Annotated in this window: 10 protein-coding genes; 5 read left to right on the top strand and 5 right to left on the bottom strand. The window is 59.2% G+C overall.

Annotated elements, in window-relative coordinates; all coding sequences use genetic code 11:
* The 4 genes from EAE_RS13795 to EAE_RS13810 form a co-directional block, all read right to left on the bottom strand.
* A complete protein-coding gene (locus EAE_RS13795) occupies nt 1–621 on the bottom strand; it encodes a DUF2291 family protein (protein WP_015704700.1) in 621 nt (206 codons plus the stop codon).
* Between the two features lie 43 nt (nt 622–664).
* Nucleotides 665–1,600, bottom strand: a complete 936-nt coding sequence (locus EAE_RS13800; RefSeq protein WP_015367786.1) for a D-ribose ABC transporter substrate-binding protein — start codon at nt 1,598–1,600, stop codon at nt 665–667.
* 170 nt (nt 1,601–1,770) lie between these two features.
* On the bottom strand, nt 1,771–3,291 hold the full coding sequence (locus tag EAE_RS13805) for an FGGY family carbohydrate kinase (RefSeq protein WP_015704701.1): 1,521 nt from the start codon (nt 3,289–3,291) through the stop codon (nt 1,771–1,773).
* Nucleotides 3,292–3,639: 348 nt separating this feature from the next.
* Nucleotides 3,640–4,590 carry a sugar-binding transcriptional regulator gene (locus EAE_RS13810; protein ID WP_015367784.1) on the bottom strand — a complete coding sequence of 317 codons (951 nt, stop codon included), beginning with the start codon at nt 4,588–4,590 and terminating at the stop codon, nt 3,640–3,642.
* A 372-nt stretch (nt 4,591–4,962) separates the two neighbouring features.
* Here EAE_RS13810 and EAE_RS13815 point away from each other — a divergent pair, with 372 nt between their 5' ends.
* Both EAE_RS13815 and EAE_RS13820 read left to right on the top strand, forming a co-directional pair.
* Nucleotides 4,963–5,793 (top strand): transketolase, encoded by an 831-nt coding sequence (locus EAE_RS13815; RefSeq protein ID WP_015704702.1) that lies wholly within the window; start codon nt 4,963–4,965, stop codon nt 5,791–5,793.
* Nucleotides 5,786–6,727 (top strand): transketolase family protein, encoded by a 942-nt coding sequence (locus EAE_RS13820; RefSeq protein ID WP_015704703.1) that lies wholly within the window; start codon nt 5,786–5,788, stop codon nt 6,725–6,727. Before EAE_RS13815 ends, EAE_RS13820 begins: the two co-directional genes overlap by 8 nt.
* 43 nt (nt 6,728–6,770) lie before the next feature.
* Here the strand turns inward: EAE_RS13820 and fepA are convergent, their stop codons facing one another.
* Nucleotides 6,771–8,999, bottom strand: a complete 2,229-nt coding sequence (fepA, locus tag EAE_RS13825) for a siderophore enterobactin receptor FepA (RefSeq protein ID WP_015704704.1) — start codon at nt 8,997–8,999, stop codon at nt 6,771–6,773.
* Between the two features lie 236 nt (nt 9,000–9,235).
* Between fepA and fes the strand changes: the two genes are divergently transcribed.
* The 3 genes from fes to entF are packed head-to-tail and all read left to right on the top strand — an operon-like array spanning nt 9,236 to nt 14,603.
* On the top strand, nt 9,236–10,504 hold the full coding sequence (gene fes, locus EAE_RS13830; RefSeq protein ID WP_223575871.1) for an enterochelin esterase: 1,269 nt from the start codon (nt 9,236–9,238) through the stop codon (nt 10,502–10,504).
* Nucleotides 10,505–10,507: 3 nt separating this feature from the next.
* Nucleotides 10,508–10,711: an MbtH family protein gene (locus tag EAE_RS13835; protein ID WP_015367778.1), complete on the top strand. Its 204-nt coding sequence runs from the start codon at nt 10,508–10,510 to the stop codon at nt 10,709–10,711.
* Between the two features lie 10 nt (nt 10,712–10,721).
* The gene (gene entF / locus EAE_RS13840; RefSeq protein ID WP_015704706.1) at nt 10,722–14,603 is read left to right on the top strand and encodes an enterobactin non-ribosomal peptide synthetase EntF; all 3,882 of its coding nucleotides are present in this window, start codon (nt 10,722–10,724) and stop codon (nt 14,601–14,603) included.
* Nucleotide 14,604: the final 1 nt, after the last annotated feature.

The raw sequence follows: 14,604 nt of genomic DNA on the forward strand, positions 1-14,604 counted from the left end.
TTATTGACCTCCCGGATGAACGATTTTCGCCGGGGTGATTTCCGGAATAGTTTGTGGAATATCCCAGGCCGAGAAAACGCCATACACTTCTACGTTGTCGCCGGTTTTCAGGTTGGCCGCCTGAATCATCTTGACCGCCTGACTGTTAATATTTTTGCTGTATTCGCCAAACAGCACCTGGTCGTTAAAGTCCTGGTAGCTGGCGTCGCGGTAACCGTCGCGCAGCAGGGTGCCGCGCAGGGTAGGGCCAATCTGCACCACCACATTACCGATGCTGCCATCGGCAAGGGTCATTTTGCCGCTGCGCGAGGCGCTATCCAGCTTGCTGACGGCGCCCACCACCTTAACGTAAAAGATGCACGGGTTTTCGTCCTGGGCGCGGTAGCCCAGCGCTTTGCAGGCGCTATCGATATCTTTTTGCGCCTTCAGCGCGCTCATTAACTCCGCCGCCGGGCGGGCGTTAGCGACCACCTGCGGCACGATGCTCTGCTGCCAGGTTTTATCGATGTTCGCCATATGCGGATTGGGCGGGGATTTCAGGTCTGCCAGCTCCTGCTGCGAGACGATGCGGCAGCCGCCAAGCGCCAGAACGGCCAGCGCGAGACAGGTTTTCTTGTACATAATGCTCTCCTCTGCGCCCCCGCAGGGGCGCAACCACCCGAACTCAGGACTTGATGTTGAAGTCCTGAACTTTATCTGCGTTATCCTGGGTAATCAGAATGCCGCGGAACATCACGCGCTGCTTCGCCGGCTTCTCGCCTTTTTGCAGGTAGTTATCCAGATCGGTAACGCCCTGGGCGGCGATGGCCTGCGCCTGGAGCATCACGGTCGCCTGTAGCGTACCGGCCTTCACCGCATCGCGTTCGTCGTTGCTACCGTCGATACCGACGACGATCACATCGTTACGATTGGCCGCTTTTAGCGCCGCGATGGCGCCAAGGGCCACCGGGCCGTTACCGCAGATCACCCCTTTGACATCCGGGTGAGCCTGGAGAATGCTATCCATTATGCGTTTGCCGTCGATCAGGGTGCCTTTGGCATCCTGTTTTGCCACGCTGACCATATCCGGGTACTGGTCAATCACCTGGTGGAAGGATTTAGAACGGGTGACGCAGTTATTATCGGCGAGGTTGCAGGTCAGTTCGGCGTATTTGCCTTTTTCCGCCATTTTCTCAACAAATACGTTGGCGACTTCTGAACCTGCCTGGAAGTTATTATGGGTAATTTGTTCCAGCGCAACATCATCAACCGGAATTTCACGGTTAATTAATACCACCGGAATGCCCGCTTTTTTGGCTTTTTCAATGGCGGCGACGCTGGCGGTGGAGTCGGCGTTATCGAGAATAATCCCCTGCACCTTTTTACCAATGGCGGTATCAATCAGCTCATTTTGCTTTTTGACATCTTCGCCATGCGAGAGCACGGTCGTTTTATAGCCGAGGGCTTGCGCTTTTTCGCTGGCGCCTTTGGCTTCCGAGGCGTAATAAGGATTATCCAGCGAGTTAACCATTATCATAATGGTGCCTTTTTCGGCGCTATGCGCGGCAAAGGAAAAGGCAGTCAGGGTCGCAGCGGTTAAAAGAGTTAAACGTAATTTCATGACTCTGTTCCTATATTTTTATATTCGAACAAATGAGCCCCTGAGCGGGCAGGATTTTACGGTCTGAAATTTCCCCAGAATAAATTCGGGGGTGCGATACATCGTTATGGGCCGGGGTTCTCCTGTAGTGGGTTAATAAGGTTCGTCGCTCAATCTGACGCCGATGGGCATCAGGCTGGCGAATCCGGTTTCCATAATGTTCTGTTTACCGCATGGCGCCACTCCCGCCAGCGCTGCTGTAGTCGCTGGTGGCGGGCCATGTCGGGTTGAAAAGCGCTGTGTTCGGTTAAAAAGGCTTGCAGGTCGGCGGTTTCACCCGGAGTGAGGGCTTTGCGGGCGAGTAGCGCCGCGCCGATGGCGGACAACTCCGGGATATCGCTGCGCATCACCGGGCAGCCGAGCAGGTCGGCCTGATATTGCATCAGCCAGTCGTTGTTGGTTGGGCCGCCGTCGACCATTAACGCCGTCAGGGTGAATTCAGCGTGCTGGCGCATCGCCGCCACCACGTCGGCAATTTGATAGGTAATGGATTCCAGCGCCGCGCGGATCAGGTGTGCGCGCTTGACGCCGCGGCTGAGGCCGCAGATCACCCCGCGGGCGCTGTCATCCCACCAGGGGGCGCCGAGCCCGGTCAGCGCCGGCACGAAGTAGACCCCTAAGGTCGAATCGACGGAGGCGGGCAGGGTATTCAGCTCGTGGGCCAAATCGGCTGCTGAGAGTTCGCTCAGCCCGGTGCTGTCAGCCATCCATGCTACCGCATCGCCGGTATGAGGAATGTTGCCTTCCAGTCCCCACACCAGCTGGTCGCCATCGTGCCAGGCGACGGTGGTCGCCAGGGCGGCAATATCGCACTGGGCCGATTTTACCGGCGCCATCACCGAGGAGCCTGTGCCGTAAGTGGCTTTCACACAGCCAGCTTCGCCAAGCGCGTGGCCGAAGAGCGCGGCGTGGGAGTCGCCAATCATCGCCATCACCGGAATACCGTCGGGGATCGCCGCCAGCCCTTTGGTGTAGCCGAACAGACCACTCGACGGTTTAATCTCCGGCAGCGCCGCGCGCGGAATACCAAACAGCGTCAGCATCTCGTCATCCCACTCGCCGCGGTGCAGATTCAGCAATTGGGTGCGGGCGGCGTTGGAATAATCGCAGAAGAAGGATTGTCCGCCGGTTAAATTCCACAGCAGCCAGCTGTCGATAGTGCCGAGGCAAATCTCGCCGCGTGCGGCAAGCTGATAGCCATCGGGAGTGGCGTCCAGCAGCCAGCGCATTTTGGAGGCGGAAAACAGCGGCGCAATCGGCAGGCCCGTGGCGTGTTTAATGCGCTGCTCCTGACGATCGCGACGCAGCGTGTCGCAGAACGCGGCGCTGCGGGTGCACTGCCAGGTGATGGCGGCGTTAATGGGTTCGCCGCTGGCGCGATACCAGCCGATGGCGGTTTCGCGTTGATTGCTGATAGCCAGCGCCGCAACGTTTTCCGCGCCGACGTGAGCCACCGCTTTGGCGATCACCGCCAGCGAGGCCGCCATCAGCGCCTCGCCGGATTGTTCCACCCAACCTTCGCGCGGGGTTTGGATCGCCAGAGGCTGCGAGAACTTGACGCTAACCTTGCCTTTGCTGTCCAGCACCACGGCTTTCGCGTTGGTGGTGCCTTCATCCAGCGCAATGATGAACTCTTTGGCTGTCGCCTGCATATGATGCTCTCCTCGGTCACCCATTGTCCTGGAACGGCGGAAACAGACATGGTCTCCGGCCATTGCATGCGTCTATGCAGGCCATGATGTGACATATCGTTATCGCTTTTTAATCACTGAATATATATTCGATAGTGATTATTTATTTGATACCTTAAGCCACAAACCCAGTGATGGGCTACCTGAAAAATCATCAATTGTGCTGGCAATCACATTTCACAGATTGGGAATATGACACGAAGGCGGGGAGGATGGTTGTTTAATGTATTGAATTATAATGAGTTATTTTGAAATCCCTGTTGCTGAAAAACAGCCTCAGGGATTGACGAGGCATAAAACTGCGGAGGATTAGTCGCTAACCAGTAATCTGGCGGTAGGGTAATCGGTGATTAAAACATCGATATAGCCGCCGGTAAGCGCGCCTTTAATTGCCGCGACTTTGTCGGTGCCGCCGGCCAGCGCGACCACGTTCGGGCATTTTTTGACTTTCTCCAGCGCCATGCCGATCACCGGATCTTCATCTTCGCGTAACACCGGCTGGCCATATTTGTCGTAGTAGTGCAGGCAGATATCGCCAACCGCGCCGCGCGCCGCCAGCACCTGCAGCATATCTTCGTGATAATAGTTACCCGACGTTTTCAGCAACTGGGAAGGTTCGAGAATTCCAATGCCGACAATGGCGATATCGACCTCGTCAAAGCGTGAAACCACGTCGGCGACATCTTTGCTGGCCAGCAGGCGATTGCGCTCTTCCATGGAGCCTTCGATGCTCTGCGACGGCAGCAGCCAGGCATCGCAGTTAAGACGCTGGGCCAGCGTCTGGGTGAGGATCGTCGCCTGCACGTTGCCGTTGGGCCCGACACCGCCAAGCAGTTGGATGACGCCGCTGGCCTTCAGGTTTTGCGCGTGGACCTCATCAACCATCGCGCGGATGGTCGAACTCCATGAAGAGACGCCAATCAGATCTTTTGGCCGCAGGCGGGTTTCCAGGTAGTGCGCGGCGGCGGAGCCAATCGCCCGCTTGATGGTATGGTCGCTGGCCTCTTCTTCGGTATCGACCACCACCGCCTGTTTAAGCCCGTAGCGATCCTCAAGCCCCTTTTCGAGATTGAGAAAGATATTCGATGGCTGCACGACGCTGATTTTGACGACGCCCTCTTTTTGGCAGCGGGTAATCGCACGAGAGACAAATGACTGAGACAGCGAGAGAAGTTGGGCGATATCAGACTGCTTTCGTCCTTCCAGATAGTAAAGCGTGGCAATCTTCACCAATAGCCGTTGTTCATCCTGCTTAGCCATATTTATCCTCGAAAATCATTTATCGCCTTTCTTCAGGCGTTTAGCTGCAGCCATTATCGTAGTGACTTCTATCATACGCGAAAAAAAATCACACTTAAGTGTGATGGTGGTCAAATTTTTACCACTCATCAAAATCGACTATGGACAAAAACAAAACAGCCAGGCCATAATCGAATAAAGAATCATCATTGAATATATATTCAAGATGGCTTTGAGTCAACGAGTTTATCCGGGCTTGCCTGGAGCGGGAGGCAGAATGTTCCTGAGTACGGCGCAGTGGTGTAAGGCTAACCACCGACATGGGGATATCTGGTTTTTTTAGTTCCTGTTGGAATAAATATTCCATATTGAAAATAAATTCAGAGGTATTAAATGAATCCCTACAGATTTGATATCCAGACGCTTGAGCGCAAAGCGCGCGCCGTGCGCCGCCACATTGTCCGCTTAAACGCCAATAGTCCGGCTGGCGGTCACACCGGGGCTGACCTGTCGCAGGTCGAATTGTTAACCGCGCTCTATTTCCGCGTACTCAATGCGGCGCCCGATCGTCTTGACGACCCGCAGCGCGATATCTATATCCAGTCGAAAGGCCATGCGGTGGGCTGCTACTACTGCGTACTGGCGGAAGCCGGTTTCTTCCCGAACGATTGGCTGGAGACCTACCAGCACGCGAACTCGCACCTTCCCGGTCATCCGGTGCGGCAGAAAACGCCGGGCATTGAGCTTAACACCGGCGCGCTGGGCCACGGTTTGCCTGTTGCGGTGGGGCTGGCGCTGGCCGCAAAGAAAAGCAACAGCCCCCGCCGCATCTTTTTAATCACCGGCGACGGCGAACTGGCAGAAGGCAGTAACTGGGAGGCGGCGCTGGCGGCGGCCCATTATGGCCTCGATAACCTGGTCATTATTAATGATAAGAACAATCTTCAGCTGGCCGGGCCAACCCGTGAAATTATGAATACCGATCCGCTGGCCGATAAATGGCGCGCCTTCGGCATGGAGGTCAGCGAATGCGACGGCAACGATATGGCTTCGGTGGTCGCGGCTATCGAAGGGCTGCAGCAGAACGGTAAACCTAACGTCATTATTGCCAACACCACGAAGGGCGCGGGCATCTCCTTTATCCAGGGGCGCCCGGAGTGGCACCACCGGGTGCCGAAAGGCGAGGAAATCGCACTGGCGCTGGAGGAACTGAAAGATGAGTAATGCAGAACACCTGGCGAACGTGATGGTCGAGGCGTTTATCGCCGCGGTGGAAAAGGGCGTCGATCTGGTGCCGGTGGTCGCGGACTCCACCTCAACGGCCAAGATCGCTCCCTTTATTAAGCAGTTCCCCGGACGGCTGGTTAACGTCGGTATCGCCGAGCAGAGCATGGTCGGCACCGCCGCGGGGCTGGCGCTCGGCGGTAAAGTGGCGGTGACCTGTAACGCCGCGCCGTTCCTTGTCTCCCGCGCTAACGAGCAGATTAAAGTCGATGTCTGCTACAACAACACCAACGTCAAGCTCTTTGGCCTTAACGCCGGGGCCAGCTATGGCCCATTGGCCAGTACCCACCATGCTATTGACGACCTGGCGGTAATGCGCGGTTTCGGCAATATCCAGATTTTCGCCCCCTCCACGCCGCGCGAATGTCGGCAGATTATCGACTACGCCCTGGCGTATCAGGGGCCGGTTTATATCCGCCTTGACGGCAAGGCGCTGCCGGAGTTGCATGACGAAGCGTACCGTTTTGTGCCCGGCGCGGTGCTGACCCTGCGCGAAGGCGCTGCGGTGGCGCTGGTGGCGACCGGTTCAACCGTGCACGAAGTGGTGGAGGCGGCGCAGCAGCTTGCCGACCTTGGTATTGAGGCGAAAGTGGTCAGCGTGCCGTCGATTCGTCCCTGTGATACCGCGGCGCTGCTGGCGGCGCTGCGGTCATGCCGTTCAGTTATTACCGTCGAAGAGCATAACGTCAACGGCGGTCTGGGGAGCCTGGTCGCCGAAGTGCTGGCGGAAGCGGGCGCGGGGATTGCCTTGCAGCGTCTGGGGATCCCGGATGGCGAGTATGCGGCGGCCGCCGATCGCGGATGGCTGCGTCAACATCACGGTTTTGACGCAGCGTCGATTGTCGCGCGGGTACAGAAAATAGCGCAGGGTTGAAAAAACGCCCTCCCGGGGGGGAGGGCGTCAGACACTAATATTATCAGAAGTGGGTGTTGACGCTCATATACCAGGTACGGCCGGATTCGTTATAGGTCTCCGCGCCAGCGCCGTACATATAACCCTTGTCGCCGCCGGTGGTTTGGGCGTTACCCGCGCGCCAGTGGCGCTTGTCGAAGACGTTATCCACGCCGCCGGTCAGGCTGACGTTTTTGGTCACGTCCCAGGTCGCGCTCAGGCCGAGGATGCTATACGGGCTGACCTCGTTCTTCTCGCTGCCGGAGACCGGCTGGCCTTTGTAGTTGTACTTCTTCGGTTCCTGCTTGCCGTACCAGGTGAAGGTCGATTGCACAGAAACGTCCTGATAAACCTGCCAGCTCAGCGTTGAGTTCAGCGTGTATTCCGGAATAATCGACAGGCGATCGCCGGTCTCTTTGTTCTTACTCTGCAGCATGTAGGTGATGTTGTTGGTCCAGTTCACCGTCTCGCTGACCGGCACGTTCAACGTGCCTTCCAGCCCTTCAACTACCGCTTTCGGCACGTTTTCCCATTTGTACAGATCGGTGCCTTTGCCGTTGGTATAAACCGGAGCATAGCCTGCTTCAATCTTGTTGCGGTAATCGTTACGGAACCAGGTGACGCCCGCCAGCCAGCCGTCGCGTTTGAATTCCAGGCCGATCTCTTTGTTGATGCTGGTCTCTGCTTTTAAGTCATCATTCCCTTGCAGATAGCAGCCGGATTTACTCGCATAGCAGCCCTGGCCTTTACTGTAGAGAATATAGTTGGGGTTGGTTTGATACAGGCTCGGCGCTTTATAGGCGCGAGCGATACCCATTTTCAGGGTAAAGTCGTCGCCCAGACCCTGCGACAGGTTCAGCGACGGGCTCCAGTTATTACCGACGATGCTGTGGTGATCGAAACGCAGCGCCGGCGTCAGCATGGTGGTATCGGTCACTTCCATGTTGTTCTCGGCGAACAGCGAGAAGATTTCCGCTTTTGAATAGGGGCTGCGGCCGGTGCTGTCGTAGCCCGGGATTTCACCGCCGGAGAGTTCCTGGGTATTAGAGGCGTTGTCCTTCATGCGCTGCTGGTTCCATTCGGTACCCAGCGTCAGATTCTGGTTAACCCACAGATCGAACGGAATATTGACTTCGCTGTGCAGCATCACGTCGGAGAGATCGATATCCGAGAACTGGTTGCTGCTGAAGATCCCCTCGGTGCCGCCCGCCAGGCCTTCGCCTTTACGCGAGTTGCGGGTGTGTTCGTACTGCGCCCAGTTGCTGGTGGTCACGCCGTTATCCCAGCCGCCGTTCCAGGTCACGGAGTAAGTATTGCGATAGAGACGGTTGGTCTCTTTACCGTAGTTCTCTTTCACCAGATCGTTGCTGTTGGTGTTTTGCGTATCACCGGCATACAGGTTGCCCTGGCGGCTATAGCCAGCTTCAAACTCCAGCGACTGCATCGGCGCGAAATCCCAGCGCACCACGCCGTTGATGTTTTTGTTTTCTACCCCTTCACGCCCGGCGGGCAGGGTATCGGCGTAAATGCCGGTACGTTCAGACTGGTGGCCCTGGTTGATATCCCAGGCGTCAGCCTGGGTTTTATCGAGATTACCGTACATGCGGAAGCTGAAATCGCCGCCCAGCGGGCCGCTGAGGCTAAAGTCGGTACGCTTGGTCGCGCCTTCGTCTTTATGCTCCGGCATGTTCATGTAGGCGTTCCACGAACCATGCCACTGGTTGTCGAATTTTTTCGTAATGATGTTGACCACGCCGCCCGCCGCGCCGTTACCGTAACGCGCCGCCGCCGGGCCGCGGATAACGTCTATACGTTCGATCATTTCCGGCGGTACCCAGCTGGTATCGCCGCGGGTGTCGCGTTCGCCGCGCCAGCCGAGACGAACAGAGTTACGGCTGGTCACGGGCTTACCATCAATCAGGATTAAAGTGTTTTCCGGGCCCATACCGCGAATATCAATCTGGCGATTGTTGCCGCGCTGGCCGCTGGTGGAGTTGCCGGTCAGGTTGACGCCCGGCATGGTACGGATGATTTCAGAGACGTCGCGCGCCGGCGGACGTTTGCGAATTTCATCGGCGGTAATGGTGGAAACGCCCGGCGCCTGTAGGTTTTGCACCTCGGCGGTGACCACCATCGTTTCTTCACCGGCGGCTTGTTTACTGTCGGTGGTTTCTTCCGCCGCGCACAGCGGGAATGCCACCCCGTAGATACCCAGATTGACCATTAAGGCCAGGGACTTAATCCTGTTATTCATTGTAAGTCAGTTCCGCTTTTCTTTGCCGCTTTCCCCAGAAGCCCCTTCCCACCGGGAGAGGAGGCGGCATAAATGTAGCCAGTAGAAGGTGAACGCTTTCCGTAGCCGACCGAGCCAAACGCTCTGAAAAGACCCTCTCTGACCTTGATTTAATGTAATGAGAAGACGCGCTACCCATAGGCGCGTTAATACGCTATTGCAAATGCAAATAGTTATCAATAATATTATCAATAAATATTACCTTTGTTGATAAAAATCACGGTAAACATAGGGTTACTGACGGAATGCAAATAACGGGAAGTGACGACTGGTGGCGGGGGATCGCCGGCCCGCAGACAGAGGCGCTGGGCGACGCATATCGGGTGACCTTCTGGTGGCGCGATCCGGCAGGCAGCGAAACCACGTCGCCGATTCGGCGGGTGTGGATTTACATTACCGGCGTCACCGATCATCACCACAACGCGGCGCCGCAAACCCTGCACCGCATCCCAGGTACCGATGCCTGGTGCTGGCAAACCACGCTCCCCGCCAGCTGGCGCGGCAGCTACTGTTTTATTCCCTCCGAACGCGACGACGATTTTTCCCCGCAGCTCTTTAACGGTGAAGCGCCGGACCGCGCGCTGCTGCGCGAAGGCTGGCGCAAACTGCTGCCGCGGGCGGTTGCCGATCCCCGCAATCCGCAAAGCTGGAAGGGGGGGCGCGGCCACGCGGTCTCAGCGCTGGAACTGCCGCAGGCGCCGGAACAGCCGGGTTGGCATTATCGCGAGCCGGTTTCGCCAGCGCCGCGCTGTATTGAATGGCGCAGCCAGCGATTAGGAAACCAGCGACGAGTGTGGATTTACACCACCGGCAGTGGGGCGGATCGCCCGCTGGCGGTCCTGCTTGACGGCCAGTTCTGGGCCGAAAGCATGCCTGTCTTTGCGCCGCTGGCGGGGCTGACGCGGGAAGGCCGCCTGCCGCCGGCGGTCTATGTGCTGATCGACGTTATCGACAATCAACACCGCGGCGTGGAGCTGCCCTGCAATCGTGATTTCTGGCTGGCGGTACAGGAAGAACTGCTGCCGCTGGTGCAGGCCGTGGCGCCATTCAGCGATCGCGCCGACAGGACGGTAGTTGCGGGGCAGAGCTTCGGCGGTCTGGCGGCGATGTATGCCGCGCTCCACTGGCCGCAGCGTTTTGGCTGCGTTCTGAGCCAGTCGGGGTCGTACTGGTGGCCGCAGCGCGGCAGTAGCCAGCCGGGAGTGATACTTGAACAACTGCAGCGCGGCGAGCTTCGACCGCAGGGGCTGCGTATCTGGCTGGAAGCCGGCGTGCGCGAGCCGATTATTTTTCGCGCCAACCAGGCGCTTTTCGCGCAACTACGGCAGACCACGCCGTCCGTTTTCTGGCGCCAGGTTGACGGCGGTCATGACGCGCTATGCTGGCGCGGCGGGCTGACGTCCGGGCTTATCCAGCTGTGGCAGCCTTTGCGCCGCGGGCAACAACACGCGCTTAATGAGGAGTGAGAGATGCAATTCAGCAACCCCTTCGACAATCCGCAAGGGCAGTTTTACATTCTGCGCAACGCACAGGGGCAATATAGTTTGTGGCCGCATCACTGCGCGCTGCCGACAGGCTGGACGGTGGAGTGTCCGCCGCAGTCATTAGAGGCCTGTAACGCCTGGCTTGCCGCCAACTGGTCAACCCTTATCCCAGCGCACTACGCCTCCTGAGGAGCTTTCGATGAGTACACGTTTACCGCTGGTTGCGGCGCAGCCGGGAATTTGGATGGCTGAACGCCTCTCCACGCTACCCGGCGCCTGGAGCGTTGCCCACTATGTTGAACTGCGCGGCAATCTTGATCCGGCGCTGCTGAGTAAGGCGATCGTCGCCGGGCTTAAGCAGGCCGATACCCTGAGCATGCGCTTTTGCGAAGATAATGGCGAAGCGTGGCAGTGGGTTGATGACGCGCGCGAGTTTGCCGAGCCGCAAAGCGTTGACCTGCGCCAGCAGGCCGATCCGCATATGTCCGCGCTGACGCTGATGCAAAGCGATCTCGGGCAGAATCTGCGCGTCGACAGCGGTAATCCGCTGGTCTGCCATCAGCTCATGCGCGTTGGCGACGACTGCTGGTACTGGTATCAGCGCTATCACCATTTACTGGTCGATGGTTTTAGTTTCCCGGCCATTACCCGCCAGATCGCCGCTATTTATCGTGCCTGGCAACGCGGCGAAGAGACGCCGGATTCACCGTTTACGCCGTTCGCCGAAGTGGTGGAAGAGTATCAGCGCTACTACGGCAGCGAGGCGTGGCAGCGCGATAAAGCCTTCTGGCAGGCGCAGCGTCAGGCGTTGCCGTCTCCGGCCTCGCTATCAGACGCGCCGCTGGCCGGGCGGGCGACCAGCAGCGATATCTGGCGCCTGAAACTGGAGGCCGATCCGGCTGTCTTCAGCCAGCTCGCGGCCAGCGCGCCGCAGTGCCAGCGCGCCGATCTGGCGTTGGCGCTGACGACGTTGTGGCTGGGGCGGTTGTGCGGCCGAATGGATTACGCGGCTGGCTTTATCTTTATGCGCCGCATGGGATCGGCGGCGCTGACCGCCACCGGCCCGGTACTCAACGTACTGCCGCTGGCGGTGAATATCGACGCGCAGGAGACGCTGGCGCAACTGGCGACGCGTCTCTCCGGACAACTGAAAAAAATGCGCCGCCATCAGCGCTACGATGCCGAGCAAATTGTCCGCGATAGCGGTAAAGCGGCGGGCGACGAACCGCTGTTTGGCCCGGTGCTGAACATCAAAGTCTTTGATTACCAGTTGGATATCGACGACGTGCAGGCGCAGACGCATACTCTCGCCACCGGCCCGGTGAATGACCTCGAGCTGGCACTGTTCCCGGACGAACGCGGCGGTCTGTCGCTGGAGATCCTCGCCAATAAAGCGCGTTATGATGAGGCGACGCTGAACCGCCACGTGTCGCGGCTGACCGCGCTGCTGGCGCAGTTCGCCGCCAACCCGGCGCTACGCTGCGGCGAGGCGGAGATGCTGTCGGCGGAAGAAGGCGCGCAGCTGGCATTGATCAACAATACCGCGATGCCACTGCCGACCACTACCCTCAGCGCGCTGGTAGCGGAACAGGCGCGGAAAACGCCGGATGCCCCGGCGCTGGCGGATGCCAACTGGCGCTTTAGCTACCGCGAAATGCGCCAACAGGTGGTGGCGCTGGCCAACCTGCTGCGGCAACGCGGCGTGAAGCCGGGGGATAGCGTGGCGGTTGCCTTACCGCGTTCGGTGTTCCTGACGCTGGCGCTGCACGGCATTGTCGAAGCCGGCGCCGCCTGGCTGCCGCTGGACACCGGCTACCCGGATGATCGTCTGCGGATGATGCTGGAAGATGCGCGGCCTTCGCTGCTGATTACCTCTGACGATCAACTGGCCCGTTTTAGCGATATTCCTGGGCTGAGCAGCTTGTGTTATCAGCAGCCGCTGGCTGCTGAAGATGATACGCCGCTGGCGCTGTCAAAACCGGAACATACCGCATATATCATCTTCACCTCCGGTTCCACCGGACGGCCGAAAGGGGTGATGGTCGGGCAGACCGCCATCGTGAACCGCCTGCTGTGGATGCAAAATCACTATCCGTTAACCGCCGCCGATGTGGTGGCGCAGAAGACGCCGTGCAGCTTTGATGTCTCGGTATGGGAGTTCTGGTGGCCGTTTATGACCGGCGCCCAGCTGGTGATGGCGGCGCCGGAGGCGCATCGCGATCCACAGGCGATGCAGCGGTTCTTCACGGATTATGGCGTGACCACCACCCACTTTGTTCCGTCGATGCTGGCGGCGTTTGTCGCCTCGCTGGATAGCGATAATGTGTCGTCCTGCCGGACGCTAAAACGCGTTTTCTGTAGCGGCGAAGCGCTGCCGACGGAACTGTGTCGCGAATGGGAGCGCTTAACCGGCGCGCCATTGCATAACCTGTACGGGCCGACGGAAGCGGCGGTGGATGTCAGCTGGTATCCCGCCTGCGGGCCAGAGCTGGCGGCGGTAACCGGCAATAGCGTGCCTATCGGCTGGCCGGTATGGAACACCGGATTACGTATTCTTGATGCCGCCATGCGCCCGGTGCCGCCGGGCGTGGCGGGTGATTTGTACTTAACGGGCATTCAGCTGGCACAGGGTTATATGGGGCGACCTGATCTCACCGCCAGCCGCTTTATTGCCGACCCGTTTGCCCCCGGCGAGCGCATGTACCGCACCGGCGATGTGGCGCGCTGGCTGGATAACGGGGCGGTAGAGTATCTTGGCCGCAGCGACGATCAGTTGAAAATTCGCGGCCAGCGCATTGAGCTTGGCGAGATCGACCGGGTGATGGCGGCGTTGCCGGACGTCGCGCAGGCGGTGTGCCACGCCTGCGTCTTCAATCAGGCGGCGGCCACCGGCGGCGATGCCCGCCAGCTCGTCGGTTATCTGGTGAGCGAGTCCGGCCAGCCGCTGGACGTGGCGGCGCTGAAAGCCCGTCTTAGCGAACAGCTGCCGCCGCACATGGTGCCGGTGGTGTTAATCCAGCTGGAATCCTTCCCGCTCAGCGCCAACGGTAAGCTGGATCGTAAAGCGCTACCGCTCCCCTCCTTAAGCAGCGAGCGCAGCGGTCGCCCGCCGCAATCGGCTACCGAAATGACCGTTGCCGCGGCGTTCAGCCAGCTGCTGGGCTGCGAGGTAAATGACATCGACGCCGATTTCTTCGCCCTCGGCGGCCATTCGCTGCTGGCGATGCGGCTGGCGGCGCAGCTTAGCCGCGAGCTGGCGCGGCAGGTGACGCCGGGGCAGGTGATGGTCGCTTCGACGGTCGGCAAGCTGAGCGCGCTGCTGGCTTCCGACCTGAGCGACGAGCAGGCGCAGCGCCTGGGCTTCGATGCGCTGTTGCCGCTGCGCGAGAGCGACGGTCCGACGCTGTTCTGCTTCCATCCGGCCTCCGGTTTTGCCTGGCAGTTCAGCGTGCTGGCGCGTTATCTTAACCCGCGCTGGTCAATTACCGGTATTCAGTCGCCGCGTCCGACGGGGCCAATGGCCTCCGCCGCCAACCTCGACGAAGTCTGCGAGCACCATCTGCGCACGCTTTTAGCGCAGCAGCCGCATGGGCCTTACTATCTGTTTGGTTATTCGCTCGGTGGAACGCTGGCGCAGGGGATTGCCGCCCGTTTACGCCAGCGCGGCGAAGAGGTGGCATTCCTCGGCCTGCTCGATACCTGGCCGCCGGAGACGCAAAACTGGGCGGAGAAAGAGGCGAACGGCCTGGATCCCGAAGTGCTGGCGGAAATCGCCCGCGAGCGCGAAGCGTTTCTCGCTGCTCAGCAGGGGCAGGCTTCCGGCGAGCTGTTCAGCGCGATCGAAGGTAACTACGCCGATGCGGTGCGCCTGTTGACGACCGCGCACAGCGCGAAGTTTGACGGCAAGGCAACGCTATTTGTGGCGGAGAAAACGCGTCAGAAAGGGATGGATCCGCAGGTCGCATGGGGGCCATGGGTTGGCGAGCTGGAGGTGTTCAGCCAGAACTGCGCCCACGTCGAGATTATCTCACCGCAGGCCTTTGAAGCGATAGGCCCGGTAGTGCGGGAGATTCTGGGGTAAC

This window comes from Klebsiella aerogenes KCTC 2190, from assembly GCF_000215745.1.
Lineage (GTDB): Bacteria > Pseudomonadota > Gammaproteobacteria > Enterobacterales > Enterobacteriaceae > Klebsiella > Klebsiella aerogenes.

Coding starts and splice junctions, on each gene's coding strand:
- EAE_RS13795 (WP_015704700.1), bottom strand. CDS start 621: ATGTACAAGAAAACCTGTCTCGCGCTGGCCGTTCTGGCGCTTGGCGGC.
- EAE_RS13800 (WP_015367786.1), bottom strand. CDS start 1,600: ATGAAATTACGTTTAACTCTTTTAACCGCTGCGACCCTGACTGCCTTT.
- EAE_RS13805 (WP_015704701.1), bottom strand. CDS start 3,291: ATGCAGGCGACAGCCAAAGAGTTCATCATTGCGCTGGATGAAGGCACC.
- EAE_RS13810 (WP_015367784.1), bottom strand. CDS start 4,590: ATGGCTAAGCAGGATGAACAACGGCTATTGGTGAAGATTGCCACGCTT.
- EAE_RS13815 (WP_015704702.1), top strand. CDS start 4,963: ATGAATCCCTACAGATTTGATATCCAGACGCTTGAGCGCAAAGCGCGC.
- EAE_RS13820 (WP_015704703.1), top strand. CDS start 5,786: ATGAGTAATGCAGAACACCTGGCGAACGTGATGGTCGAGGCGTTTATC.
- fepA (WP_015704704.1), bottom strand. CDS start 8,999: ATGAATAACAGGATTAAGTCCCTGGCCTTAATGGTCAATCTGGGTATC.
- EAE_RS13835 (WP_015367778.1), top strand. CDS start 10,508: ATGCAATTCAGCAACCCCTTCGACAATCCGCAAGGGCAGTTTTACATT.
- entF (WP_015704706.1), top strand. CDS start 10,722: ATGAGTACACGTTTACCGCTGGTTGCGGCGCAGCCGGGAATTTGGATG.